Genomic DNA, 23,222 nt, shown 5'->3' with positions numbered 1-23,222 from the left:
GGCCCGGACGGAATTAACTGGGCTTCACCCCGCAATGGCCTTTGCTGTACAAATGAATATGTATTGGCCGAGAACACGTCGGCAAACCATAGAAACCCCAGCATCGCCGCAGGTCAACGCGGCGATACCGGCCGAAAGGACCGATTTCCGTGGCGCAGCGCGTAGTGGTCACCCTCTCCGACGACATCGAAGGCGGGGAAGCCGCGGAGACCGTCGCCTTCGGGCTCGACGGCAAGTCGTACGAGATCGACCTGAACACAGCCAATGCGAAGAAACTGCGAAAGCTGCTGGCGCCTTACGTGGCGGTCGGCCGCAAGAAGTCGCGGTCGGGGCGTGTCTACCGGCGCACGTCCATCGCCCCGGACCCGGCCGCGGTGCGCGCCTGGGCCCGCTCGCACGGCATGGACGTACCGCCCCGCGGGCGCATCCCCAAGAAGGTCTACGAGGCGTTCAACGCGGGGGCCTGACCGCCCCCGACCCCGCGTGCCCGCCCGGCCGGACCCCCGGCCGGGCACCGATTTGCCAAGCACCCCCGGTGATCAGCTAGAGTTTGGATCACGCCGAGGGGCAAGTCCGGGAAACCGGGCGGCACTTCGGAGGTCATGCGGGTGTAGCTCAGTAGTAGAGCGCCCCCTTTCCAAGGGGGAGGCGCAGTGTGCGATTCCTGTCACCCGCTCTGACCGTTCACCGGCCGCATCCGCGGCCGTGTCGGACGGACATGCGGGTGTAGCTCAGTAGTAGAGCGCCCTCTTTCCAAGAGGGAGGCGCAGTGTGCGATTCCTGTCACCCGCTCTCACCGCTTACCGACCACTCCCCGGAGTCCGGTACAGTGGTGTCCGCGCCGCCCGGTGAAAGCCGAGCCGGTTGCATGCGGACGTAGCTCAGTTGGTAGAGCACCACCTTGCCAAGGTGGATGTCGCGAGTTCGAGTCTCGTCGTCCGCTCAGAGAACGAAGGCCCCGGTCATGACGACCGGGGCCTTCGTCGTGTGTGCCGCCGGCGCCGATGACATTCGTCATCCCGATTCGTGACAGCTCGCACTGTCGTCCGCCCGGATCCACCGGGAGGCTTGAGGGCATGAACCACGGGGACAGTGTGATCACGGCCTCAGGGCTGCGGCGGCGCTACGGTCCGGCCGGCGCCAAGGGATACGAGGCGGTACGGGACGTCTCCTTCGACGTCCGGCGCGGGGAGCTCTTCGCGCTGCTGGGGACGAACGGTGCGGGCAAGACCTCCACCGTCGAACTGCTGGAGGGCCTCGCCCGGCCGACGGGCGGCTCGGCGCGGGTGCTCGGCCACGATCCGTACGCCGAGCGCAGGGCCGTACGGCCACGGATCGGGATGATGCTGCAGGACGGCGGCTTCCCGGCCGAGCTGACGGCCGCCGAGACGGTGACGATGTGGGCGGGCTGCACGAGCGGCGCCCGGCCCGTCGACGAGGCGCTCGGCCTCGTCCGGCTCGGCGGGCGGCGCGACGTGCGCGTCAAGCAGCTCTCGGGCGGCGAGCGGCGGCGCCTCGACCTCGCGCTGGCCCTGCTCGGGCGGCCCGAGGTGCTCTTCCTCGACGAGCCCACCACCGGGCTGGACCCGGAGGCCCGGCACACCACCTGGGAGCTGGTCCGGCAGCTGCGCGCGGAGGGCACCACGATCCTGCTCACCACGCACTACCTGGAGGAGGCCGAGGCCCTCGCCGACCAGCTGGCGATCATGCACCGGGGGCACATCGTGGCCTCCGGGACGCCGGGCGAGGTGATCGGCGCGTACCCCGCGCGGATCCGCTTCGCGATGCCGGACGGCTGGTTCGTCGGCGACCTGCCGCCGCTGGCCGAGCTGGGGGTGCTCCGGCACGAGGAGACGGACGGACGGGTGGAGCTGCAGACCAAGGAGCTGCAGCGGACGCTGACCGGGCTGCTGCTGTGGGCCCGGGACAAGGACGTCGAGCTGGAGGGGCTCGACGCGCGGACCGCCTCGCTGGAAGAGGCGTTCCTGGCGATAGCGGGTACGGCGGCGGAATCCGGGAGGGACGCGTGATGGCGGCGGGCACGACGGGTACGGGGGTATCGACGAGCACGACGACCGTCGTGGGACGGGCGCTGGCGCTCGGCCGGGCGGAGCTGAAGCTGCTGGCGCGCAACCGGGTGGGGCTCTACACGGCCCTGATGATGCCGTTCATCATGATCTACGCGCTGCGGTCGGCGACGAAGAACGCGAACCTGAGCGGCACGGGGATGTCCCTGACCGAGGTGACCATGACGGGCGCCTTCGGCTACGTCCTGCTCTTCGTCGTCCACACCAGCCTCATCACCGTCTACACCGCGCGCCGCCAGGAGCTCGTGCTCAAGCGGCTGCGGACGGGCGAGGCGGGGGACGCGGAGATCCTCGCGGGCACGGCGCTGCCCGCCGCTGCCATCGCCCTCGCGCAGTGCGTCCTGTTGGTGGTGATCGGTTCGGTGTGGCTGCACATGCGGGCGCCGGCCCGGCCCGAACTGCTGGTCGCGGGCATGCTGTTGGGGATCGTCCTGCTCGCGGCGCTGGCCGCCCTGTTCACCCGGTTCACCAAGACCTCGGAGAGCTCGCAGCTCACGGCGCTGCCGTTCGTCATGGTCTCGCTGATCTTCTCCGGGATCTTCTGGCCGCTGGAGTCCATGCCGGGCGGGCTGGCGAAGTTCTGCGAGGTGCTGCCCATGACGCCGGTCCTCCAACTGGTGCGCATCGGCTGGCTCGGCGGGGCGAGCACGGGCGAGGCGCTGGGGCACCTCGGGGCCGCGTTGGCCTGGACCGTGGTGGCCGTGTTTGCTGTACGCCGGTGGTTCCGCTGGGAACCGCGGCACTGAGCGAGGCAGCAGGGGGGACGGCTCGTGGTCGGGTGGGTGCGGACGTTTCGCAGCCGGAACAAGGTCGGACAGATCGACCTGTACATGCGCTGGGCGCTGAACGTCCTCCCGTGGTTCTCCTTCGTGGTCCAGGCGGCCGCCATCGTGGCCGGCGCGGACGGCAGCACGGCGGGCCGGATCGCCCTGGCGCTGGCGGCCGGGACCGCGGCACAGTGCTGGATCGGCATGGGCCTGCTGCAACGGGCCCTCGACCGCTACCTCGGCAAACCGGCCGAGCTGCGGCGGCGGATGGCCTGCTCGATGGTGCTGCTGGCGGTGACGACGGGCCTCATCATCGCGCTGCCCTCCCCGGCGGAGCCGGGCGTGCACCCCGGGCTCATGATGACGATGTCCACCGCCACACCGCCCCTCGGCGCCTACTGCCTGCTCGTCCGCAAGCGCGTCTACGCAGCGGTGACCACGGCGGGCTCGGTCCTGACGGCGCTGTTGTTCACCGCGACCGGGGCGAAGGCGCCGGAGACCGTGGGCGACGCGGTCTTCCTGCTGTTCATCTGCGGATGGATCATGCTGGTGGTGCGGATGTCCGGCTGGATGCTCGCCATCGTCTGGGAGGTCGACGCCGCCCGCGAGGTCCAGTCGCGGCTCGCCGTGGCCGAGGAACGGCTGCGGTTCTCACGGGACATGCACGACGTGATGGGCCGCAACCTGGCGGTGATCGCGCTCAAGAGCGAGCTCGCGGTGCAGCTCGCGCGCCGCGGTTCGTCCGCCGCGGTGGACCAGATGGCCGAGGTGCAGCGCATCGCGCAGGAGTCCCAGCGCGAGGTCCGCGAGGTCGTGCGCGGCTACCGGGAGGCCGACCTGCACACGGAACTCGTGGGCGCGCGCGGCGTGCTGAGCGCCGCCGGGATCGAGTGCCGCATCGACGACTCGGGCAGCGACCGGCTGCCGGTCCCCGTGCAGTCGGCCCTGGCGTGGGTGGTGCGCGAGGCGACCACCAACGTGCTGCGGCACGCGGAGGCGACCCGCTGCGCGGTGCGGCTGCGCGTGGTGGACGCGGGGGCGCGGACGGTGCTGGTGATAGAGAACGACGGCGTCCGCGAGGCGGGCCCGGCGCCGGCCGGCCGGGGCGGCTCGGGGCTCGCAGGGCTCCGGGAGCGGCTGGCCGTACTGGGGGGCACGCTGGTGGCCGGGCCCGGGGACCGGGGTACGTTCCGGGTGACGGCGGAGATCGGGGAGGGGGCGGCCGCATGACCGGGGAGCCGCTGCGGGTGCTGCTCGCCGACGACGAGCACCTGATCCGCGGCGCCCTCGCCGCCCTGCTCGGGCTGGAGGACGATCTGCAGGTCGTCGCCGAGGCCGCCTCCGGTCCGGAGGCGCTCGCGATGGCGCGGACGCACCGGCCCGATGTGGCGGTGCTGGATCTTCAGATGCCGGGTGCCGACGGTGTGACGGTGGCCACATCCCTGCGCACCGAACTGCCTTCGTGCCGCACCATGATCGTGACGAGTCACGGCCGCCCCGGGCATCTCAAGCGGGCCCTGGAGGCGGGGGTGCGCGCGTTCGTCCCGAAGACCGTCTCGGCGCAGCGGCTCGCCGAGATCATCCGCACCGTGCACGCCGGAAACCGCTACGTGGACCCCGAATTGGCGGCCGATGCGATCAGCGCGGGCGACTCCCCGCTGACCGCGCGCGAGGCCGAACTGCTCGAACTGGCGGAAGACGGGGCCCCCGTCGCGGAGATCGCGGAGCGGGCCTCGCTGACGCCGGGGACGGTCCGCAACTACCTCTCCTCGGCCGCCGCGAAGCTGGGTGCGGAGAACCGTCACGCAGCAGCGCGCACCGCGCGGGCTCAGGGTTGGCTATAGTGGTCCTCGCACCGCACGCAAGAGCGGAGCGAAATGCGGACGTAGCTCAGTTGGTAGAGCGCAACCTTGCCAAGGTTGAGGTCGCGAGTTCGAGCCTCGTCGTCCGCTCTGGAACGAAGGCCCCGGTCATGACGACCGGGGCCTTCGTCGTTCTCCCGCGCTTCCTCAGACTGCGGGGAAGTGCAGGCGGAAGCGCGCTCCCCCGCCCTCGGCCCGTTCCGCCGTGAGCTCCGCCCCGTGGGCCCGGGCGATCTGCCGGGCCATGGCCAGGCCCAGGCCGGAGCCGGGCAGGGCGCGGGCCTGGCGGGAACGGTAGAAGCGGTCGAAGACGTACGGGAGATCCTCGGCGGAGATGCCGGGGCCGTGGTCGCGCACGGTGAGGTCGACGGCGCCGTCGGTCCGGACCAGGCGCACTTCGACCGGGGCCTCGGCCGGGCTGAATTTGGCGGCGTTGTCGAGCAGGTTGGACAGCAGCCGGGCCAGCCGGGCCGGGACGCCGGGGACGGTGACCTCGGTCACGTCCACGGTGAAGACCGTGTGCGGCCAGTGGCCGCGGGCCTGGGCCACGCAGCGCTCGGCGAGGAGGTCGAGGCGCACCTGCTCCACCAGTTGCTGCGGCTCCTCGTCGCGGGCCAGCTCGATCAGGTCGTTGACCATGCCCGTCACCTCGCGCATCTGCCGTCCCAGGGCCTCGGCGGCGCGGTCGCGCTGGGCGGCGGAGAGACGGTCGGCGCGGGCCAGGAGTTCGGCGTTGGTGCGCAGCGCGGTGAGCGGGGTGCGCAGTTCGTGGGAGGCGTCGGCGACGAGCCGGCGCTGGGCGGCGACCGCCTCCTCCAGTTCGCCGAGCATGGTGTTGAAGCTGGTCGCGAGGCGGGTGATCTCGTCCTGGCGGCGCGCCTCGTACGGGGGCAGCTCGATCCGGTGGGCGGGGTCGCGGGTGACGGCGATGCGCTCGGCGGTGGCCGTGAGCCGGGTGACGGGGCGCAGGGACGTCCGGGACGCGGCGTAGCCGAGGCCGGCCGCGAGCAGGACGCCGGCGCCGCCGACCGCGCCGAGCAGCAGGCCCGCCTGCCGGACGCCCTGGTCGACGGTGTCGGAGCGGACGGCCACCTGGAGGGCGAGGTGCCCCGGGAACTGCAGCGTGTACATGCGCAGGGCACGGCCGTTGTGGCTGATGTTGCTGTAGTACGGGCCCAGGGTGCCGGCCGCGACGCGGCGGGTGGCGCCGGTGACGGGCAGCACCAGGCCGCTCTGGCCGGGGGCCGACGGGTCGGCGGGCACCAGTTGGGCACAGGCGGGGGCGGCCAGCCAGGAGCACTCGCCGTAGAGCGTGCCGGGGCCGTTGTGGTTGCGGTTCTGCTGGGTGATCAGGGATGCCTGCTGCTTGAGCTGGAGGTCCAGCTGGCGGCCGAGTTCGTAGCGGATGACGACGTACGCGGCGGCCAGCACGCCGAGCGCGACCAGGGCGACGGCAGCGGAGGTGACCAGGGCCAGGCGGCCGCGGAGACGGAGGCGCTTCACGGCTTCACCTCACCGGTCGCCCGGCTCGCTGAGGCGGTAGCCGATGCCGTGCACGGTGTGGATCAGGCGGGGCGCACCGCCCGTCTCCAGCTTGCGGCGCAGGTAACCGATGTAGACCGCGAGGGAGTTGGACTCCGGGCCGAAGTCGGTGCCCCAGACCCGCTCCTGGATCACCTCGCGGGGCAGCACCTGTCCCGGGTGCCGCAGGAACACCTCCAGGAGGGCGAACTCGGTGCGGGTGAAGTCCAGTTCGGTGCCGCCGCGCACACCGGTGCGGGTGACGGGGTCGACGCGGAGGTCCGCGAAGGCGAGGTCGGTGCCCTCGGCTTCGGGGGCGGCCTGCCCGGCCGGGGCCGCGCGGCGGAGGAGGGCGCGGAGGCGGGCCAGGAGCTCGTCCAGGGCGAAGGGTTTGACGAGGTAGTCGTCGGCCCCCGCGTCCAGGCCCGCGACGCGGTCGGAGACGGCGTCGCGGGCGGTGAGGACGAGCACGGGGGTGCGGTCGCCGAGGGAGCGGAGGCGGCGGCATACGGCGAGGCCGTCGAGGACGGGCATGGCGAGGTCGAGGACGATGGCCGCCGGGGCCCTTTCGGCGATGGCCGAAAGGGCCTCCAGGCCGTCTGCCGCGGAGCGGACGTCGTAGCCCTCGACGGTGAGGCCGTCGACGACCGCTGCGCGGACGTCCGGGTCGTCGTCGACGACCAGGACGGACGTCGGGGTCGTCATGCGGGCCTCCGTGATCGCGCGGGCACCGCCCACTCTGGCACGCCGTGTCTGAGAGCGCTCTTATCCAGTGCGGGCCGGTGGGGGCTGATCGCGCAGTTCCCCGCGCCCCTTACGGGGCGCGGACACCACAGGGTCAAAGGGGGGCGCCCCCCTTGAATCCGCCGCAACGGTGCTCCGCGGCCCCCGCTCCCAGGGCCGTCAGGCCCACTGGCTGCCCGTGAGGCGTTCGTACGCCTCCGCGTACTTGGCATGCGTGCGCTCCACGACCTCCGCCGGGAGCTCGGGCGGAGGGAGTTCGCCGTGGCGGTCCCAGCCGGACTGCGGGGACGTCAGCCAGTCGCGGACGAACTGCTTGTCGTAGGAGGGCTGCGCCCTCCCCGGCTGCCATTCCTCCGCGGGCCAGAAGCGGGAGGAGTCGGGGGTGAGGACCTCGTCCGCGAGGACCAGGTCCCGTCCCCCGAAGCCGAATTCGAACTTGGTGTCCGCGACGATGATGCCGCGGTCCCGCGCGATGTCCCGGGCGCGCCCGTAGACCGCCAGGGTCAGCTGCCGCAGCTGTGCCGCCGTCTCGGCGCCCACCCGGCGGGCGACCTCCTCGTACGGGACGTTCTCGTCGTGCTCGCCGACCTCCGCCTTGGTTGCGGGCGTGAAGATGGGGGACGGGAGTTCGGAGCCGTCCTCCAGGCCCTCGGGGAGGGCCAGGCCGCAGACGGTGCGGGTCTGTTCGTATTCCGCGAGGCCGGAGCCGGTCAGGTAGCCGCGGGCCACGCACTCGACCGGGAGCATGTCCAGGGAGCGGCAGACGAGAGTGCGGCCGGCCCAGTCCGCGGGGGCGCCGGCCGGGACGTCGGTGGAGATGACGTGGTTCGGGACGAGGTCCGTGAGGCGGTCGAACCACCAGAGGGACAGCTGCGTGAGGATGCGGCCCTTGCCGGGGATCTCGGTGGGCAGCACCCAGTCGTACGCGGACATGCGGTCGCTGGCGACCATCACCAGATTGCCGTGCTCGTCGCGGTAGAGGTCACGGACCTTGCCCGTGTGCAGGTGCACGAGCCCCGGCACCTCGGCCGGTTCGGGCTTCTCGACGAATCCGGACACGCAATCCTCCTGGTGGTTTGTCCAAGCCCCTCGATTCTGCCGCATGGGTCCGGACGGCGGCGGGGCGGGGATCAGCAGCGTTTGCAGATGCGGTCGAGGAGGTTGGCCGTGGCCCGCTGGACGCGGGCGTCCGTGTGGCCGGGCCGGTCCAGGGCGGGGGACCAGGCGAAGGTGCCCGCGGCGAAGACCAGGGCGCCGCTCGGGGCCCGGTACAGCGAGGTCTCCTGGTGGCGGACGGCGCCTTCGCCGTCCCGGTAGGGCGAGTGCGCGAGGAGGATGCGGCGGGTGTGCTCGGGCAGGGCCGTCCGGGGGTAGTAGCGGTCGGCCTCGCCCGCGACGAGGCCGGGCAGTTCGTCGCCCTCGCCCGCGCCCGTGGCCTCCCACAGCCAGTGGTCGGCGTTGCGGACGACCAGGGGGGCGGGCTCCGGGACCCGGCCCGCGTACTGGATGCCGAGCAGCTGCTGTTCGGGAGGAGAAACGTCCCTCCAGAGGGCCGGCCGCCCGGGGCCGCGGCGTTTTCGGCAGCTGAGCAGGTGGTCGGGGCCGGCCGGCGAGGGCGCGAGCTCGACCTGCCAGTACATGGTGTTGGCGGAGAGGAAGACCAGCGACGTGCCGGCGTCCCGCGCGTCCTCCACGGCCTGCCGCATGGGCACCGACCAGTACTCGTCGTGGCCGGGGAAGACCATGCCCCGGTAGCGGGAGGGGTCGATGCGGCCCGCGTGCAGGTCGCGGGTGTCGGCGTAGGCGAGGCCGTAGCCGTAGCGCTCGGCCCAGCGGATGAAGTCGTAGGCGTGGCCCACGTGCAGCGGCAGGCCGGCGCCCGCGAAGGGGCGGTCGAAGGAGACCGTGGTGGCCGCGCCCTCCTCGCCCAGCAGCCGGCCGTCCGCGTCCCACGCGTGGTAGAGGCTGGCGCCCGTGCGGCCGTCCTCCGGGTAGAGGTTGTAGGCCTGCCAGGTGATGTCGGGCAGGACGAGCAGCAGGTCGGCGGGGGTGGCGTCGCGGATGAGGAAGGGGATGTGGCTGCGGTAGCCGTCGGCAGTGGTCAGCACGGCCACATGGGCGCCGGTGCTCCAGTAGCCGGGGATCTGCAGCCGCCAGGAGAGCCACCAGTGGTGGCAGGAGACCGTGCGCTCCACGGTGAGCGGCGACGGCTGGACGATGCCGGAGAGCCGGGGGCTGCTGCTGATCTTCGCGGCGCCGTCGCCCCCGTAGTGGCCGATGCGGTAGACGTCCACGCCGAACTGCTGCGGGGGGTCGACCGTGATGCGGAAGTCCACGGCCTCGCCGGGGGCGACCGTGCTCGCGGTGGCGAAGCCCTTGATCTGGCGGTGGACGTCGTCGGCCGTGCGGGGGCCGGGGCGGCGGGGCGCGGGCACCCCCGCGCCGCCGCGGGCCGGGACCGGGTCCACGTACCAGGGGATGATCTGGCCGGTGTCGGCGAAGTAGTACTCGTCGCCGCGGAGCCAGGGCAGCGGGCCCTGGCCGAAGGGATCCGAGACGGCGTGCGCGAGTGCGCCGGACTCCCAGCGGCGGATCTGGTCCGTACTCATCTGCGCTCCCTCCCCTGTGCCCCCGTGGCGCCGGTTCCGTCCCGCCTCAGCCGTCCCAGCAGAGCACATGGACGGTCCGGCTCGTCACTGGTCGTCGCGAAATTCCCCGAAAGTGATGGTCCGAGCCCATACGCAGCGTCACATCGTCACATCAGCCAGGCCTGTTCGCCAGGGGTCAGACCAGCCGTACCGGCTTCTCCGACCGCACACCGACCTCTCCGAGCCAGGCGCGCAGCGGCTCGCCGTCCCCCTCCTCGACCAGACTCAGGACCGTACGGGCCAGATCCGCGCGGCGGGCGCCGCCCACCAGCAGGGCCGGGCCGTCCAGCCAGTCCAGGCCGGGGACGGCGCCCGCGGTGTCCACCGCGGCGCAGCACACCATGGCCGTCACGTGGTCGGTGAGCAGCTCGCGGCCGCTGCGCGGCGGCTGCAGCGGGAACAGCGGGGCCAGGCCGTCGCACCGGGGGTCGCCCGCGGGGACGGCCGCGCCGGGGTACTCCGGGCGCTCCTCCACGGCGGCCTCGCGGGCCACCTCGGCGCTCAGCCGCACTCCCAGCTCCTCCCCCAGGCCGCTGCCCGCGGGGCCGCTGAGGCGCTCCAGGACGCGGGCCACGGTGGGCGCCGCCGGGGTGGCGTCCGGGCCGGCCAGGGCGCCGGCGGCACCGCAGGCCGCCAGGTCGTCGAGGACGCGGTGCAGCCGGGCGGCCTCCAGCCGCCACTTGCGGTCCACGACCTCCTCCGGGTACTGGCTCCAGGCGACCGGGGACCAGCCGGGGCCGGGCTCCTGCGGGCCGCCGTGGAAGAGCCGGGCGGCCAGCAGCGAGGCGGCCTCGTCGATGACGCCGGGCTCCTCCAGCAGATCGCACGCCGGCCGCTCGCCCAGCCGGGAGGCGAAGCCCTCCGCCAGCCGGTCGCGGCGGGAGAGCTCGGTGAGCGCGGAGACCACGCCCGCGTCCAGCCGGGAGGGCCAGCGGCCCATCCGCCAGGCGGGCAGGGCGACCCGGTTCAGCAGCCGGTCCCAGCCGGCGTAGGCGAGGCCCACCTGCTCCTGGGCGACGATCCGCAGCCCGTAGTCCACGGTCTGGGCGCGCTCGGAGGCGGCTGCGGCCACGCCGCGCTCCATCTCGGCGGCGTGGCCGCGGCAGGACCGCAGCAGCAGCCGGGCGGCCCAGCCCACGAAGGCGAGGACGGGCCGCCCGGCCGCGACCGCCACGGCGGCGTCCAGCCCGCGGACGAAACGGCGCGCGGCCGCTATGTCGGGGTGGGCGGAGGGGCCGGTGCCCGCCACCACGGGCGCGAGCAGGGCGCGCAGCTCGGCGACGCGCATCCACCACAGGAACGGGGAGCCGATCACCAGCACCGGGGCCGCGCAGGCCCGCCCGCGGGCCGGCAGCACACCGCGCGCGGAGGCGTGCGCGGGATGCGTGCGGTCCTCCAGCCAGCTGTCGCAGTCGGGGGTGAGCGCTATCGCGGAGGGCGCCGGGACGTCCAGCCGGTCGGCGAGGTCGCGGACCAGGCGGTAGAGGTCGGGGGCGGTCTCCTCGGGGATCGGGACGGTGGGGCTGAGGGCCGGTCTCGCCCGGGCGACCACGGCGGCCACGGCGGCCGCCAGCAGCAACGCGACGACGGCCAGGGCGGCCACCGCCCCGCGGACGGTCTCCCAGCCGGGGCCGTCCGGGATGTGGCCGGTGAGCCGGCCGGTGAGCAGCACGACCGCCGCCGCCGCGGGCAGCAGGGCGACGGCCAGCGCGGCGCTGCGCACGCGCAGCACGGCGAGGGCTCGGGTGCGCGCGGCGTGCGCGCCGGTTTCGGGAACTGCCACGGGACCTGATCACCCCCAGTTGCCGGTAGTGCTCCGCCGAGGTGTGCGGCGCGGGCCCGGCGGGGCCCGTGCCGCAGTCCTTTGCCTGTCTCCCCCACTGTGGCACCGGCCTCCGACATCGCAATGCCGGTGGGCCAGTTGGGCCGCCCCGTCAGTCGGACGGCAGGCGGCCTCCGCCGACCCTAGATTGCAGGCACGGCATCCGTCAGCCGGTTGGGGGATCGGTCACCCGATCGAATGGCTTTGGCTAGAGCTTGTCCGGCGCCGGGTCCCGTTCAGCCCCGCGCGGCCTGCTCCGCGATGTCCGTGCGGTGGTGCGAGCCCTCCAGCCGGATCCGGGACACCGCCGCGTACGCCCGCTCCCGGGCCGCGGCCAGGCCGGCGCCGGTCGCGGTCACGGACAGCACCCGGCCGCCCGCGCTGACGACGCGTCCCTCGGCGTCCCGGGCGGTGCCCGCGTGGAGCACATAGGCCTCGTCCGCCCCGGCGGACTCCGGCAGCCCCTCGATCACATCGCCCGTGCGCGGGGTGCCCGGGTAGTTGTGCGAGGCGATCACGACGGTGACGGCCGCGCCGTCGCTCCAGCGCAGCGGGGGCACCTCGGCCAGGCCGCCCGTCGCGGCGGCCAGCAGCAGCCCGGCCAGCGGCGTCTTCAGGCGGGCCAGCACGACCTGGGTCTCCGGGTCGCCGAAGCGCGCGTTGAACTCGATCACCCGCACCCCGCGCGAGGTGAGCGCCAGGCCCGCGTAGAGCAGCCCCGAGAAGGGCGTGCCCCGGCGGCGCAGCTCGTCCACGGTGGGCTGCAGCACGCTCTCCAGCACCTCGTCGACGAGCTTCGGCGACGCCCACGGCAGCGGCGAATAGGCGCCCATGCCACCGGTGTTGGGGCCCTCGTCGCCGTCGAGGGCGCGCTTGAAGTCCTGCGCGGGCTGCAGCGGGACGACCGTCTCGCCGTCCGTGAGCGCGAAGAGGGAGACCTCGGGCCCGTCCAGGAACTCCTCGATCACCACGCTCCCCCGTGGCCCGGACGGCACGGGAGGTACCCCCATGCAGGCCAGCGCGTGCTCGCGGGCGGCCTCCAGGTCGGCCGTGACCACGACGCCCTTGCCCGCCGCGAGGCCGTCGTCCTTGACGACGTACGGGGCGCCGAAGGCGTCCAGGGCCTCGTCGGCCTCCTCCGGGGTGGTGCACACGTAGCTGCGGGCCGTGGGGACGTTCGCGGCCGCCATGACGTCCTTGGCGAAGGCCTTCGAGCCCTCCAGCCGCGCCGCCTCTGCCGACGGGCCGAAGACGGGGAAGCCGCGCTCCCGGAGCGCGTCGGCCACGCCCGCCACCAGGGGGGCCTCCGGGCCGACCACCACGAGGTCCGCGCCCAGCGCCGCGGCGAGCTCCGCCACGGCGGCGCCGTCGAGGGCGTCCACCGGGTGCAGCTCGGCGACGTCGGCGATCCCGGCGTTGCCGGGGGCGCAGTGCAGCGCGCTGACGTCGGGATCGAGGGAGAGAGCGCGGCACAGGGCGTGTTCGCGGGCGCCGCCGCCGATGACGAGGACCTTCACAGGAGCCACCCTACGGCCTGCCCTGTCGGTCACTACGACGCGGGCCCCGGGCCGGGCTCGTAGGAACCTCCGTCGGATCCTCCGCCGGGTCCTGCGTCACCTCTCCGGCCCACTCTTTCGAGTGAGGGTGCGAGCGCCCTATACCCGATTCCCCTGCACTTACGGACGGAAAAGGCCGGATCTTGCCTCCAACGCCAACCGTTCGGCGGTAGGAAGGAGGCTGCGCACTGCCATGACGCCATGACGGCAAGACGACAAATCAAGGGAGAGCAGGGGTGAGCCAGCCTGAGATGCAGCCCGAGGGGCCCCCGCGGGAGCAGGGAGGCCAGGGAGGGCAGCACCGGGGCGACCTGCGCGGCCGGACCTTCCCCCAGGGGGACTGGGGCGAGCCCGCCGTGCGGCTCGACGAGCTCTACCGGTGGGTGGAGAGCGGCGCACTGTATCTGGCCGACTGGTATCTCGCCGACCGCGCCTGGAAACGCCGCTGGGCGCGCGCGCTGCGGCTCGCGGCGGCCGTGTGCGCCGTGATCGGGGCCGCGCTGCCGGTGCTGGAGCTGACGAAGGCGCTGCGCGGGGGCACGGCCTGGGCGTTCCTCTTCCTGCTGGGCGCCGTGGCGTGTGTGGCGTGCGACCGCTACTTCGGGCTGACGACGGGCTGGATGCGGGCCGTCGCGACGGCGCAGGCGGTGCAACGGCGCCTGGAGGCGCTGCAGTTCGACTGGGCGTCGGAGTGCGTGCGGGAGGTCCTCGGGCCGACGGAGGGCACGGCCAGCGAGGCCGCCGAGCGGTGCCTGACGGTGCTGCGGCGCTTCTCGGAGGACGTGTCCGAGCTGGTGCGGGCCGAGACGGCGGACTGGATGGTGGAGTTCCGGGCCGGGCCTGCGCCTCTGCTGACGCAGTCGCTCGTCGCGTGGTCGCCTCGCGGCGAGGGCGGGGGGGCCGTCGGGCGGTTCCCGTTGCCGCCGGGGACGCGGCCGAACATGCCGCGGCAGCGGCCGCCGGAGTCGCCGCGGTAGGCGTGTCCCCTGCGGGGCGCCCGGTGGGCGTTCGACTGCGGGTCGGTTGGGGGTTGCTCGCGCAGTTCCCCGCGCCCCTTACGGGGCGCGACTTTACGGGGCGCCCCCTCAGCTGAAGACGATCATTGATCCCTGGCCCAGGCTCCTCGTCGCCGCCGCGTGCAGTCCCAGCCATACGTGCCGTTCCCTCGCGAACGGGCTGTCGTCGTCCGGGGCGGGGGCCGCGCGTTCGTCCAGGCGGGTCGGGCGGCCGGGGCCCGCCGGGGCGGGCGGGGGGTTGTCGGGGTCGATGCCCAGCGCCGGTGCCACCGTGCGGAGTTCGCGCAGCAGGCCGTGGCTGGAGCCCAGCGGGCCGCCGCCTTCGAGGAGTTCGTCGGTGGACAGCGGGTGCGCGAAGTCCACGGGGACATACGCCCCCGCGTGGTCGTAGTGCCAGACCAGGTGCGACTGCTGGGCCGTGGTCTCGAAGATCTCCAGCAACTGTTCGTAGTCGCCGCCCAGTTCATCCACCGGAGTGACCTCCAGACCGCACAGGTTGAGCAGATGGGCGCGGCGCAGGAAGTGCAGGGCGTCGTAGTCGAAGCCCGCGACCGGTGCCACGTCCCCCGACAGGCCCGGCATGTAGCCGAAGACCGGGACGGGCGGCAGGCCCGCCTCGCCAAGGGCCTTGTCGTACGCGGCGATCTCCTCCGCGAAGGGGTTGTCGGGGCTGTGGCAGAGCACGTCGACGAGGGGCACTAGCCAGAGGTCACAGGCCACGCGAGCTCGCTCTCGTAGGTGGTCGGGCGTCGGGCCAGAGTAGTGCCGCTCAGCCGGTTGTCATACCGCCCCGGGGGTCATCCTCGGCCATCGCGTGGACGTCCCACACCCACGTGTCACCCGTCCACTGCGGTTGCCGTCCCGTCAGCCGGGTGACCGTCTCGCGCAGCGGCAGTTCACGGTCCTGGTGCGCGAGGACGAGGACGTCCGCGCGCCAGAAGGCGAGGTCCTTGCGGAAGGCGCTGCGCTCCTGGTCGCCGATGACCGGCGCCCTGCCCGTCTCCTTCACCTTGCTCAGCAGGTCGGCCGTGGGGCGCCGCTCGGGCCCGTAGATGCCGATGTGCTCCGGGCCCCACGGGCCCATGAAGTAGCCGCCGGGGATGGGGAATCCGAGGCCGGCCTGCACCTGCCAGCCCAGTGCGGTGGTGTCGTCCGGGCTCGGCACGGGGACGGGCACCAGGGTGTGGCCGGGGCGTACGTACTGGCGCCAGGTGCCGTCCGCGACGAACGCGGGCGCCGGGTCGTGGCCCGCCGTCGGGTACGGGGTGGGGACGAGCGGGACGAGGGCCGCGGCGAGGCCCGCCCAGCCGAGCATCCGGTGCGAGGTCTCGCGCTCGCTGCGCCGGCGCCGGGCGGCGAGCCGGTCGCAGCCGAGGGCGAGCAGGATGCCGAGGGCGGGCACGCAGACCATGGCGACGCGGGACTCGATGACCGACTCGTAGAACGGCAGCTTCGCCATCAGGCGCCAGGGGCCCGGCAGCGTCTTGTCGGTGCCCAGCAGCGGGATGTTCTGGCCGAGCGAGAGGACGGCGGCGGCGAGGGCGGTGAAGCCCAGGGCGCGGACGCGCGGCTGGTCGCGCAGGCGGACGACGACCGCGACGGCGACGACGATCAGCGGCCAGCCGAAGAAGGCGTTCTCCTCGGTCCGGTTGAGCGACAGGGAGGAGGCGGCCTTCGGGTCGCCGGCCAGCGAGCGGGTGGGGAACTCCAGCAGGGCCATGGGGTTGTTGCCCACCTGCCCGTGCAGCACGCTGTGGTAGCTCTGCGCGCCGTGGAACTGCCAGAGCAGCGGGTAGGCCACGATCGGCACGCAGACCAGGGCGGCGACGCCGAGCCCGCGCAGCAGCGGCAGGGCCACGGCCCGGGCGACGTCCGGGGAGGCCACGGCGTAGCCGAGGGCGAAGAGGGCGCAGCCGGTCATGGCCAGCAGCAGGGCCTCCTCGCCGAGGAAGATCTGGTAGGCGAGGAAGAGGCCGAGGACGGCGCCGTCGCGTCCGGTGCGGCGGCCCTCGCAGAGCCGCAGCATCCGGTCGACGATGAGCGGCATCATGAACAGCACCGCGAAGTTGGGGTGCGCGGTGCCGTGGGAGACCATCGGCGGGGCGAAGGCGCAGAAGGCGCCGCCCAGGGCGGCCGCCCAGCGGGAGCGGACGAACCGCTTGGCCATCAGCCAGTACCAGGACAGCGCGGTGGCGGCCAGGCCGCCGGTGAGCACGACGGCCCAGGTGACCTGGGCCCCGAAGGCGAGCGTGACCGGGGTGAGGGGCACGGAGAGGCCCAGCATGGCGGTGTTCGCCATGAGGTTCACGCCGAGCGGGAAGTTCTGCAGGTCGCTGAAGAGCGGGTCGCGGAAGTGGGCGACGTTGTCGGCCGTGACCGCGAAGAACCACTCCCACTGCCGCTGGTCGGAGCCCGAGTCGGTGAGGTATCCGCCGCCCTCGGCGTCCCCCCACAGGCCGCGGTAGAGGAAGAACGCGAAGCCGAGGTAGAGGAGTCCGACGAGCAGGGTGGACGGGCGGAGGGAGCGGGCCCGCAGGCGTATGAGGTCGGCGAGGACGGCGGGGTAGGCCAGCGGCCGGACCTTGGAGCCGGGTTGGTGGGCCCAGCGCACGGGCACTTCGGCGACCTCCCAGTCCTGCTGGTGGAAGTGGTGCAGTATCTCCACGTCGTAACTCCAGCCGTCCAGGCGGGAGTCGGCGAAGGCGGCGCGCACCTTGTCGCCGTCGAAGAGCTTGAACCCGCACTGGGTGTCCCGTATGCCGGGCACGGCCGCCGCGCGTATCAGCCCGGAGCCGAGCCGGCCGAGGGCGACGCGCAGCGGGTTCTGGCGCACGGAGATCCGGGAGCCGGGCAGGGCGCGGGAGCCCACGGCGGCCGCGGCGCCCTCGTCCAGGCGGCGCTGCAGCAGGGCCAGTTCCTCGATGGGCGTGGCCAGGTCGGCGTCGGTGACCAGGACCCGGCGGCCGCGCGAGGCGAGCACCCCGGTGCGCACGGCGTGGCCCTTGCCGCGGTTGGCGGGGGTGCACAGCAGCCGGATGCGGGGCTCCTCGGCGGCGGCGGCCTCGATGACGGCGGCGGTGCCGTCGGACGAGCCGTCGTCGACGACGATCAGCTCCCAGGCGGCCGCGTCGGGATCAGGGGAGGCGTCGAGGTGGGCGCGGATGGCGTCGAGGCTGGGGGCGAGCCGCTGTTCCTCGTTGTAGGCGGGGACCACCACCGTCAGGCCGACGGTCGCTCCTCCGGGCGTCATGGCCGCCGGCGTCGCGGGCGTCATGGGCACTGTCACTCGGCATCACATTCGGCATCTCGACGACCATGGGCGCATTCGACCCTATTCGATCGGAGTTCGGCCCAAGCTCGTCGCGAGCGATCTGATCAGGTCGAGCGAGTGGTCGTTGTACGCGGCGACGAGCTGCTGCGCCCGGTCCCCGTCCCGGCAGGCCACCGCCTCCACCAGCTCGGCGTGGCCGTGCCACAGGCGCCCGCGCAGGTCGCCGATGCGGCGCAGCAGGGGCACGGTGAAGGCCCAGCTCTGGATGCGCACCCGGTCGAGAAAGTCCGATATGTACGGATTGCCCACAAGGCCGGCCAACTCCCGCCAGAAGCGCAGGTCGTAGCCGATGAGGATGTCCAGATCCCCCGCGACCGCCGCGCGCCCGGCCTCGTCGGCCCGCCGCCGCACCGAGGCCAGCGCCTCCGGGGTGGCCGCCTGCAGGGCCCGCTCCGCGGACCGGCGGAAGACGCCCTCGACGATCAGCGTGCGGGCCTCGATCATGTCGAGGAAGTCGGCGTACGAGAACTCCCGCACCCGGTAGCCCTTGTGCAGCTCCACGTCGAGCAGCCCCTGCGCGCACAGGTCGAGCAGCGCCTCGCGGACCGGGGTCGCCGAGACGCCGTAGCTCTCGGCGATCTCCTTGACGGTGAACTGCCGCCCCGCCGGGAGGCGCCCCGCGATCACCTCGTCGCGCAGGGCGTCGGCGATCTGCGAGCGCAGCGTCGTGCGCTTGACAGCGTCGCTGCCGGGCATGGTCGTGCGTCTCCCCTTCCGTGGCCGCGCGCTGGCCCGCGCGACGGAATGCGACGCTACACGCCGGGGGGCCGGCGGGGGCAGTCCGGGGTCAGACCGTGCGCTCGTCCGCGACGGCCAGCGCCTCGTCCAGGGCGGCCAGGCCCTCCTTCGCCTCGGCCTCGGTGACGGTGCACGGCGGGACCACGTGGGTGCGGTTCATGTTGACGAACGGCCACAGCCCGGCCTTCTTGCAGGCGGCGGCGAACGCGGCCATCGGGGCGTTGGCCTCGCCCGCCGCGTTGTACGGCACCAGCGGCTCGCGGGTGGCGCGGTCGCGGACGAGCTCGACGGCCCAGAACACGCCGAGCCCGCGGACCTCGCCCACCGAGGGGTGCCGCTCCGCGAGCGCGCGCAGCCCCGGGCCGAGCACGGTCCCGCCGATGTGCGCCGCGTTCTCCACGATGCCCTCCTCGGCCATCGCGTTGATCGTCGCGACGGCGGAGGCGCAGGCCAGCGGGTGCCCGGAGTAGGTGAGCCCGCCGGGGTACGGGCGCTTGTCGAAGGTCGCGGCGATCTCCGCGGAGATGGCCACGCCGCCGAGCGGCACATAGCCGGAGTTGACGCCCTTGGCGAAGGTCAGCAGGTCGGGCGTGACGCCGAAGTGGTCGGCGGCGAACCAGCGGCCGGTCCGGCCGAAGCCGGCCATGACCTCGTCCAGGACGAACACGATCCCGTACCGGTCGCACAGCTCCCGGACGCCCGCGAGGTAGCCGGGCGGAGGAACCATGATCCCGGCGGTGCCGGGGACGGTCTCCAGGACGATCGCGGCGATCGTCTGCGGCCCCTCGAAGGCGATCGTGTCGTCGAGGTGCTGCAGCGCGCGCTCGCACTCCTGCTGCTCGTTCTCCGCGTGGAAGGGCGAGCGGTAGAGGAACGGCGCCCAGAAGTGCACCACTCCGGCGGCGCCGCTGTCGGACGGCCAACGGCGCGGGTCCCCGGTCAGGTTGATCGCCGCGGCGGTCGCACCGTGGTACGAGCGGTAGGCGCTGAGCACCTTGGGACGGCCGGTGTGCAGCCGCGCCATGCGCACGGCGTTCTCCACCGCCTCCGCCCCGCCGTTGGTGAAGAAGATCTTGTCGAGGTCGCCGGGCGTCCGTTCGGCGATCAGCCGGGCCGCCTCGGAGCGCACGTCCACCGCGAAGCCCGGCGCGATCGTGCACAGCCGGCCGGCCTGCTCCTGGACCGCGGCCACGACCTTGGGGTGCTGGTGACCGATGTTGGTGTTGACCAGCTGGGAGGAGAAGTCGAGATAGCGGTTGCCGTCGTAGTCCCAGAAGTACGAGCCCTGGGCGCCGGCGACGGCGAGCGGGTCGATGAGGCCCTGCGCGGACCAGGAGTGGAAGACGTGGGCGCGGTCCGCCGCCTTGACGGCTGCGCCGGCCTCGGGGGTGCTGTGCGGGTGCAGGCTCATGGTCCGAGCCTAGGGAGTGCGGGCGGGGACGGGGCACCGGCACTGTGTACGGCTCGGGGCCGGTGCCGGGGACACCCTGCCGGGTCCCTGCGGGAAGCGGGTGCGCTGCGCGGAGTTGCGGTGAATTCGGCCCCGCCGGACAACCTCGGGAAGGCCGGGCGCCGCTCCGGCGGACACAAGGGGGGCGGCCCCCTGGAAATCCCGATTCGCCACCCTTTTGCGTGCTACGGTCCCTCGCGTTTCCCTTCCGGAATCCCCGTGGAACACGGAATTCCGTCTCAACCCTCTCTCGAGGAGATCGTCTTGGCCACCGGCACCGTGAAGTGGTTCAACTCCGAAAAGGGCTTCGGCTTCATCCAGCAGGACGGCGGCGGCCCGGACGTCTTCGCCCACTACTCGAACATCTCCGCCCAGGGATACCGCGAACTCAGCGAGGGCCAGAAGGTCACCTTCGACATCGCGCAGAGCCACAAGGGCCCCCAGGCGGAGAACATCATCCCGGGCTGAACCGCCCCCGGCAGGGCCGGGATCCCGCACTTTCGCCGTGCGGGGTCCCGGCCCTTTGCCGTGCCGCTATTCTCCGCGGAGAAACAGGGGGGAAGGAGTACCCGGCATGGAATCCCTGACGCCGGAGGACCCGCGCACGCTCGGCGCCTACCGACTGCTCGCCCGGCTCGGCTCGGGCGGCATGGGCCGCGTCTATCTGGCCCGCTCCGACCGCGGCCGGACGGTCGCGGTCAAACTGGTCCACCCGGAGCTGGCGACGCAGGAGGAGTTCCGCAGCCGCTTCCGGCAGGAGGTCCGGTCCGCCCTGCGGGTCGGCGGGGAGTGGACCGCGCCCGTCCTCGACGCCGACACCGAGGCCGCCGTCCCCTGGGTCGCGACCGGTTACATCGCGGGCCCCTCGCTGCGCCAGGTGGTCGGCCAGGACTTCGGGCCGCTGCCCGAACGTTCCGTCCGCATCCTCGGCGCAGGCCTGGCCCGCGCACTGCAGGCCGTCCACGCCGCGGGAATCGTCCACCGGGACCTCAAGCCGTCCAACGTGCTGATCACGCTGGACGGTCCGCGCGTCATCGACTTCGGCATCGCCCGCGCCCTGGAGACCGTGACCGACGGCGGCCTCACCCGCACCGGGGCGGCCGTCGGCTCGCCCGGGTTCATGTCCCCGGAGCAGGTGCGCGGCACCCAGGTGACGCCGGCCAGCGACGTCTTCTGCCTCGGCTCGGTGCTGGCCTACGCGGCCACCGGCCGGATGCCCTTCGGCACCGCGGACAGCGGCGTCCACGCGCTGATGTACCGCATCGCGGAGGAGGAGCCGGACCTCGCCGCGGTCCCGGAGGCCCTGCGCCCGCTGGTCGCGGCGTTCCTCGCCAAGGACCCCGCCGCGCGGCCCACGCCCGAGGAGGCCCTGGAGCGCACGGGCGCGGCCGGCCTGCTGGCGAACCTGGGGTCGGGCGAGCCCTGGCTGCCCGGCGGCCTGGTCGCCCGACTCGGGCGGCACGCGGTGCAGCTGCTGGACGTGGAGGAGCCCACGGCGTCCATATCCGCGGAACCGCCCACCCAGGTGGTGCCCCCGGCGGACCCGCCGACCGTCACCGCCCCGCCCGCCCCCGGGTACGGATACGGGTACCCGCCACCGGCTCCCCCGCCCCGCTCGAAGACGCCCTACCTGCTGGCCGCGATCGTGGTCGCCGGGCTGCTCGCGGGCGGCGGCACCGTCTACCTGCTCCGGCACCAGCAGACCGGGAGCGGCACCGGACCGGCGACGTCGTCATCGTCCACCGCTCCCCCGGTCCCGGCACCCGCCACGACGCCCGCCGCCGCACCCACGCCCACACCGTCGCCCTCGGCCCCCGGCCACGGCAACGGGGCGCAGGCGTACGCCGGGACCTGGCAGTCGGGCTTCGACTCCGGCGGCGGCCGCAACACCCGCGTCCTCACCGTCCGGCCGGGAGCCGGCGGCTCCGGCACGGCCGAGATCCGGGGCGGCGGCCACCTCGACGACGGCACCGCCTACACCTGCGCCTGGACCGCCTCCGTCGCCGGCGGCGACGGCGGCGCCCCGCTGCGCCTCGGCCCGTCCACCGTCGTCCAGGCGCAGCCGGCCTCGGCCTGTCAGCCGGGCTCGCCCTCCGACCTGGTGCTGCTCCCGGACGGCCGGATGCGGCGCGACTTCACCGACTCGGGCACCAAGGACGCGTCGCTGGTCTACAGCAGAACGGGGTGACGCAACGCGAAGCGCCCCGACCGCCGGGCGGTCGGGGCGCTTCGTCGTGGAACACGCCTTACGAGAGGAAGGAGTTGATCTCGATCGTCTCGTCACGGCCCGGGCCGACGCCGATCGCGGAGATCGGGGCACCCGACATCTCCTCCAGCGCCTTCACGTACGCCTGGGCGTTCTTCGGCAGTTCGGAGAACGTCTTGGCCTTGGAGATGTCCTCGGTCCAGCCCGGCAGCATCTCGTAGATCGGCTTCGCGTGGTGGAAGTCGCTCTGGCTGTAGGGCAGTTCCTCGACGCGCTTGCCGTCGATCTCGTACGCGACGCAGACCGGGATCTGCTCCCAGCCGGTGAGCACGTCGAGCTTGGTGAGGAAGAAGTCCGTCAGGCCGTTGACGCGGGTCGCGTAGCGGGCGATGACGGCGTCGAACCAGCCGCAGCGGCGGTCGCGGCCGGTGGTCACACCGCGCTCGCCGCCGATGGTGCGCAGCGCCTCGCCGTCCTTGTCGAACAGCTCCGTCGGGAACGGGCCGGCGCCGACGCGGGTGGTGTACGCCTTGAGGATGCCGATCACACGGTTGATCTTCGTGGGGCCCACGCCCGCACCCGTGCAGGCGCCGCCCGCGGTCGGGTTGGAGGAGGTCACGAAGGGGTACGTGCCGTGGTCGACGTCCAGCAGCGTGCCCTGGCCGCCCTCGAAGAGGACGACCTTGCCGTCGTCGATGGCGTTGTTGAGGATCAGCGTGGTGTCGGCCACGAACGGCTTGATCTGCTCCGCGTAGCCCAGCAGCTCGTCGACGATCTTCGCCGTGTCGATCGCGCGGCGGTTGTACAGCTTCGCCAGGATCTGGTTCTTGAAGTCGAGGGCCGCCTCGACCTTCTGGGTCAGGATCGACTCGTCGTAGAGGTCCTGGACCCGGATGCCCACGCGGTTGATCTTGTCCGCGTAGGTGGGGCCGATACCGCGGCCGGTGGTGCCGATCTTCCGCTTGCCGAGGAAGCGCTCCGTCACCTTGTCGACCGTCGTGTGGTACGGCGTGATCAGGTGCGCGTTACCGCTGACCAGCAGCTTCGACGTGTCGACGCCGCGCTCGTTCAGCCCGCTCAGCTCGGAGAGCAGGACCGCCGGGTCGACGACCACACCGTTGCCGATCACCGGGGTGCACCCCGGCGAGAGGATCCCGGAAGGGAGGAGGTGGAGCGCGTATTTCTGGTCACCGACGACGACCGTGTGGCCGGCGTTGTTGCCACCTTGGTAGCGCACCACGTAGTCCACGGAGCCACCGAGCAGGTCGGTGGCCTTTCCCTTGCCCTCGTCACCCCACTGAGCACCGAGCAGCACAAGTGCGGGCACAGGCGTACACCCCTTCCGGGCGGGGCATGTCCAACGTGCACGGGTGGCCTCACGCCCGCCTTGGTCAGGGCGTACGCCACCGCTAGAGCCGTCGAACCGGTGCCCCGGATAGACGAAGCCCCTGGCGCAACAGCGACAGGGGCTCTT

19 protein-coding genes and 4 tRNA genes are annotated in these 23,222 nt (G+C 73.3%); 12 read left to right on the top strand and 11 right to left on the bottom strand.

Annotated elements, in window-relative coordinates:
- The first annotated feature begins 149 nt into the window (after window positions 1-149).
- The 9 genes from ACLHRZ_RS16000 (at window position 150) to ACLHRZ_RS15960 (ending at window position 4,806) form a co-directional block, all read left to right on the top strand.
- A complete protein-coding gene (locus ACLHRZ_RS16000; protein WP_490419089.1) occupies window positions 150-467 on the top strand; it encodes a histone-like nucleoid-structuring protein Lsr2 in 318 nt (105 codons plus the stop codon).
- 137 nt (window positions 468-604) lie between these two features.
- A tRNA-Gly gene (locus ACLHRZ_RS15995) sits at window positions 605-676 on the top strand.
- Window positions 677-720: 44 nt separating this feature from the next.
- Window positions 721-792, top strand: a tRNA-Gly gene (locus ACLHRZ_RS15990).
- Between the two features lie 78 nt (window positions 793-870).
- Window positions 871-943: transfer RNA gene (locus tag ACLHRZ_RS15985), tRNA-Gly, on the top strand.
- Between the two features lie 133 nt (window positions 944-1,076).
- On the top strand, window positions 1,077-2,030 hold the full coding sequence (locus ACLHRZ_RS15980) for an ABC transporter ATP-binding protein (RefSeq protein ID WP_490419088.1): 954 nt from the start codon (window positions 1,077-1,079) through the stop codon (window positions 2,028-2,030).
- Window positions 2,030-2,833: an ABC transporter permease gene (locus ACLHRZ_RS15975; protein WP_490419087.1), complete on the top strand. Its 804-nt coding sequence runs from the start codon at window positions 2,030-2,032 to the stop codon at window positions 2,831-2,833. The genes ACLHRZ_RS15980 and ACLHRZ_RS15975 overlap by 1 nt, the downstream gene beginning before the upstream one ends.
- Window positions 2,834-2,869: 36 nt before the next feature.
- Window positions 2,870-4,084, top strand: coding sequence for a sensor histidine kinase (locus ACLHRZ_RS15970; RefSeq protein WP_490419086.1), 1,215 nt, complete (start codon window positions 2,870-2,872; stop codon window positions 4,082-4,084).
- Entirely contained in the window at window positions 4,081-4,698 is a 618-nt protein-coding gene (locus ACLHRZ_RS15965; RefSeq protein WP_490419085.1) for a response regulator transcription factor, read from the top strand. The genes ACLHRZ_RS15970 and ACLHRZ_RS15965 overlap by 4 nt, the downstream gene beginning before the upstream one ends.
- Before the next feature lie 35 nt (window positions 4,699-4,733).
- Window positions 4,734-4,806, top strand: a tRNA-Gly gene (locus ACLHRZ_RS15960).
- A gap of 57 nt (window positions 4,807-4,863) precedes the next feature.
- Here the strand turns inward: ACLHRZ_RS15960 and ACLHRZ_RS15955 are convergent.
- From ACLHRZ_RS15955 to purD, 6 genes are all read right to left on the bottom strand, one after another.
- Window positions 4,864-6,219 carry a sensor histidine kinase gene (locus ACLHRZ_RS15955; RefSeq protein WP_490419084.1) on the bottom strand — a complete coding sequence of 452 codons (1,356 nt, stop codon included), beginning with the start codon at window positions 6,217-6,219 and terminating at the stop codon, window positions 4,864-4,866.
- Window positions 6,220-6,228: 9 nt separating this feature from the next.
- Window positions 6,229-6,942: a response regulator transcription factor gene (locus ACLHRZ_RS15950; RefSeq protein ID WP_490419083.1), complete on the bottom strand. Its 714-nt coding sequence runs from the start codon at window positions 6,940-6,942 to the stop codon at window positions 6,229-6,231.
- Window positions 6,943-7,140: 198 nt separating this feature from the next.
- Window positions 7,141-8,040 carry a phosphoribosylaminoimidazolesuccinocarboxamide synthase gene (locus ACLHRZ_RS15945; protein WP_490419082.1) on the bottom strand — a complete coding sequence of 300 codons (900 nt, stop codon included), beginning with the start codon at window positions 8,038-8,040 and terminating at the stop codon, window positions 7,141-7,143.
- A 71-nt stretch (window positions 8,041-8,111) separates the two neighbouring features.
- Entirely contained in the window at window positions 8,112-9,590 is a 1,479-nt protein-coding gene (locus tag ACLHRZ_RS15940) for a N,N-dimethylformamidase beta subunit family domain-containing protein (RefSeq protein ID WP_490419081.1), read from the bottom strand.
- A gap of 175 nt (window positions 9,591-9,765) precedes the next feature.
- Window positions 9,766-11,412 (bottom strand): hypothetical protein, encoded by a 1,647-nt coding sequence (locus ACLHRZ_RS15935; RefSeq protein WP_490419080.1) that lies wholly within the window; start codon window positions 11,410-11,412, stop codon window positions 9,766-9,768.
- Between the two features lie 275 nt (window positions 11,413-11,687).
- Window positions 11,688-12,968: a phosphoribosylamine--glycine ligase gene (gene purD / locus ACLHRZ_RS15930; RefSeq protein ID WP_490419079.1), complete on the bottom strand. Its 1,281-nt coding sequence runs from the start codon at window positions 12,966-12,968 to the stop codon at window positions 11,688-11,690.
- 290 nt (window positions 12,969-13,258) lie between these two features.
- Between purD and ACLHRZ_RS15925 the strand changes: the two genes are divergently transcribed.
- On the top strand, window positions 13,259-13,984 hold the full coding sequence (locus ACLHRZ_RS15925; RefSeq protein WP_490419163.1) for an SLATT domain-containing protein: 726 nt from the start codon (window positions 13,259-13,261) through the stop codon (window positions 13,982-13,984).
- 108 nt (window positions 13,985-14,092) lie between these two features.
- Here the strand turns inward: ACLHRZ_RS15925 and ACLHRZ_RS15920 are convergent, their stop codons facing one another.
- The 4 genes from ACLHRZ_RS15920 to ACLHRZ_RS15905 form a co-directional block, all read right to left on the bottom strand.
- Entirely contained in the window at window positions 14,093-14,743 is a 651-nt protein-coding gene (locus tag ACLHRZ_RS15920) for a putative DNA-mimic protein (protein WP_490419078.1), read from the bottom strand.
- A gap of 49 nt (window positions 14,744-14,792) precedes the next feature.
- A complete protein-coding gene (locus ACLHRZ_RS15915) occupies window positions 14,793-17,297 on the bottom strand; it encodes a dolichyl-phosphate beta-glucosyltransferase (protein WP_490419077.1) in 2,505 nt (834 codons plus the stop codon).
- 57 nt (window positions 17,298-17,354) lie between these two features.
- Window positions 17,355-18,050 carry a GntR family transcriptional regulator gene (locus ACLHRZ_RS15910; protein ID WP_490419076.1) on the bottom strand — a complete coding sequence of 232 codons (696 nt, stop codon included), beginning with the start codon at window positions 18,048-18,050 and terminating at the stop codon, window positions 17,355-17,357.
- Window positions 18,051-18,141: 91 nt separating this feature from the next.
- Window positions 18,142-19,503: an aspartate aminotransferase family protein gene (locus ACLHRZ_RS15905; protein ID WP_490419075.1), complete on the bottom strand. Its 1,362-nt coding sequence runs from the start codon at window positions 19,501-19,503 to the stop codon at window positions 18,142-18,144.
- A 303-nt stretch (window positions 19,504-19,806) separates the two neighbouring features.
- Between ACLHRZ_RS15905 and ACLHRZ_RS15900 the strand changes: the two genes are divergently transcribed.
- Together ACLHRZ_RS15900 and ACLHRZ_RS15895 are read left to right on the top strand one after the other, a co-directional pair.
- Window positions 19,807-20,010, top strand: coding sequence for a cold-shock protein (locus ACLHRZ_RS15900; protein ID WP_490419074.1), 204 nt, complete (start codon window positions 19,807-19,809; stop codon window positions 20,008-20,010).
- A gap of 106 nt (window positions 20,011-20,116) precedes the next feature.
- Window positions 20,117-21,730, top strand: coding sequence for a serine/threonine-protein kinase (locus ACLHRZ_RS15895; RefSeq protein WP_490419073.1), 1,614 nt, complete (start codon window positions 20,117-20,119; stop codon window positions 21,728-21,730).
- Between the two features lie 58 nt (window positions 21,731-21,788).
- Here the strand turns inward: ACLHRZ_RS15895 and ACLHRZ_RS15890 are convergent, their stop codons facing one another.
- Entirely contained in the window at window positions 21,789-23,075 is a 1,287-nt protein-coding gene (locus ACLHRZ_RS15890; RefSeq protein ID WP_490419072.1) for an adenylosuccinate synthase, read from the bottom strand.
- Between the last annotated feature and the right edge of the window lie 147 nt (window positions 23,076-23,222).

The organism is Streptomyces sp. AM25 (genome assembly GCF_058146165.1).
Note: the sequence above shows the minus strand (reverse complement) of the source record. Positions and strands in the feature narration are given on the sequence as shown.

Coding starts and splice junctions, on each gene's coding strand:
- ACLHRZ_RS15980 (WP_490419088.1), top strand. CDS start 1,077: ATGAACCACGGGGACAGTGTGATCACGGCCTCAGGGCTGCGGCGGCGC.
- ACLHRZ_RS15975 (WP_490419087.1), top strand. CDS start 2,030: ATGGCGGCGGGCACGACGGGTACGGGGGTATCGACGAGCACGACGACC.
- ACLHRZ_RS15965 (WP_490419085.1), top strand. CDS start 4,081: ATGACCGGGGAGCCGCTGCGGGTGCTGCTCGCCGACGACGAGCACCTG.
- ACLHRZ_RS15950 (WP_490419083.1), bottom strand. CDS start 6,942: ATGACGACCCCGACGTCCGTCCTGGTCGTCGACGACGACCCGGACGTC.
- ACLHRZ_RS15940 (WP_490419081.1), bottom strand. CDS start 9,590: ATGAGTACGGACCAGATCCGCCGCTGGGAGTCCGGCGCACTCGCGCAC.
- ACLHRZ_RS15925 (WP_490419163.1), top strand. CDS start 13,259: ATGCAGCCCGAGGGGCCCCCGCGGGAGCAGGGAGGCCAGGGAGGGCAG.
- ACLHRZ_RS15915 (WP_490419077.1), bottom strand. CDS start 17,297: ATGACGCCCGCGACGCCGGCGGCCATGACGCCCGGAGGAGCGACCGTC.
- ACLHRZ_RS15910 (WP_490419076.1), bottom strand. CDS start 18,050: ATGCCCGGCAGCGACGCTGTCAAGCGCACGACGCTGCGCTCGCAGATC.
- ACLHRZ_RS15905 (WP_490419075.1), bottom strand. CDS start 19,503: ATGAGCCTGCACCCGCACAGCACCCCCGAGGCCGGCGCAGCCGTCAAG.
- ACLHRZ_RS15895 (WP_490419073.1), top strand. CDS start 20,117: ATGGAATCCCTGACGCCGGAGGACCCGCGCACGCTCGGCGCCTACCGA.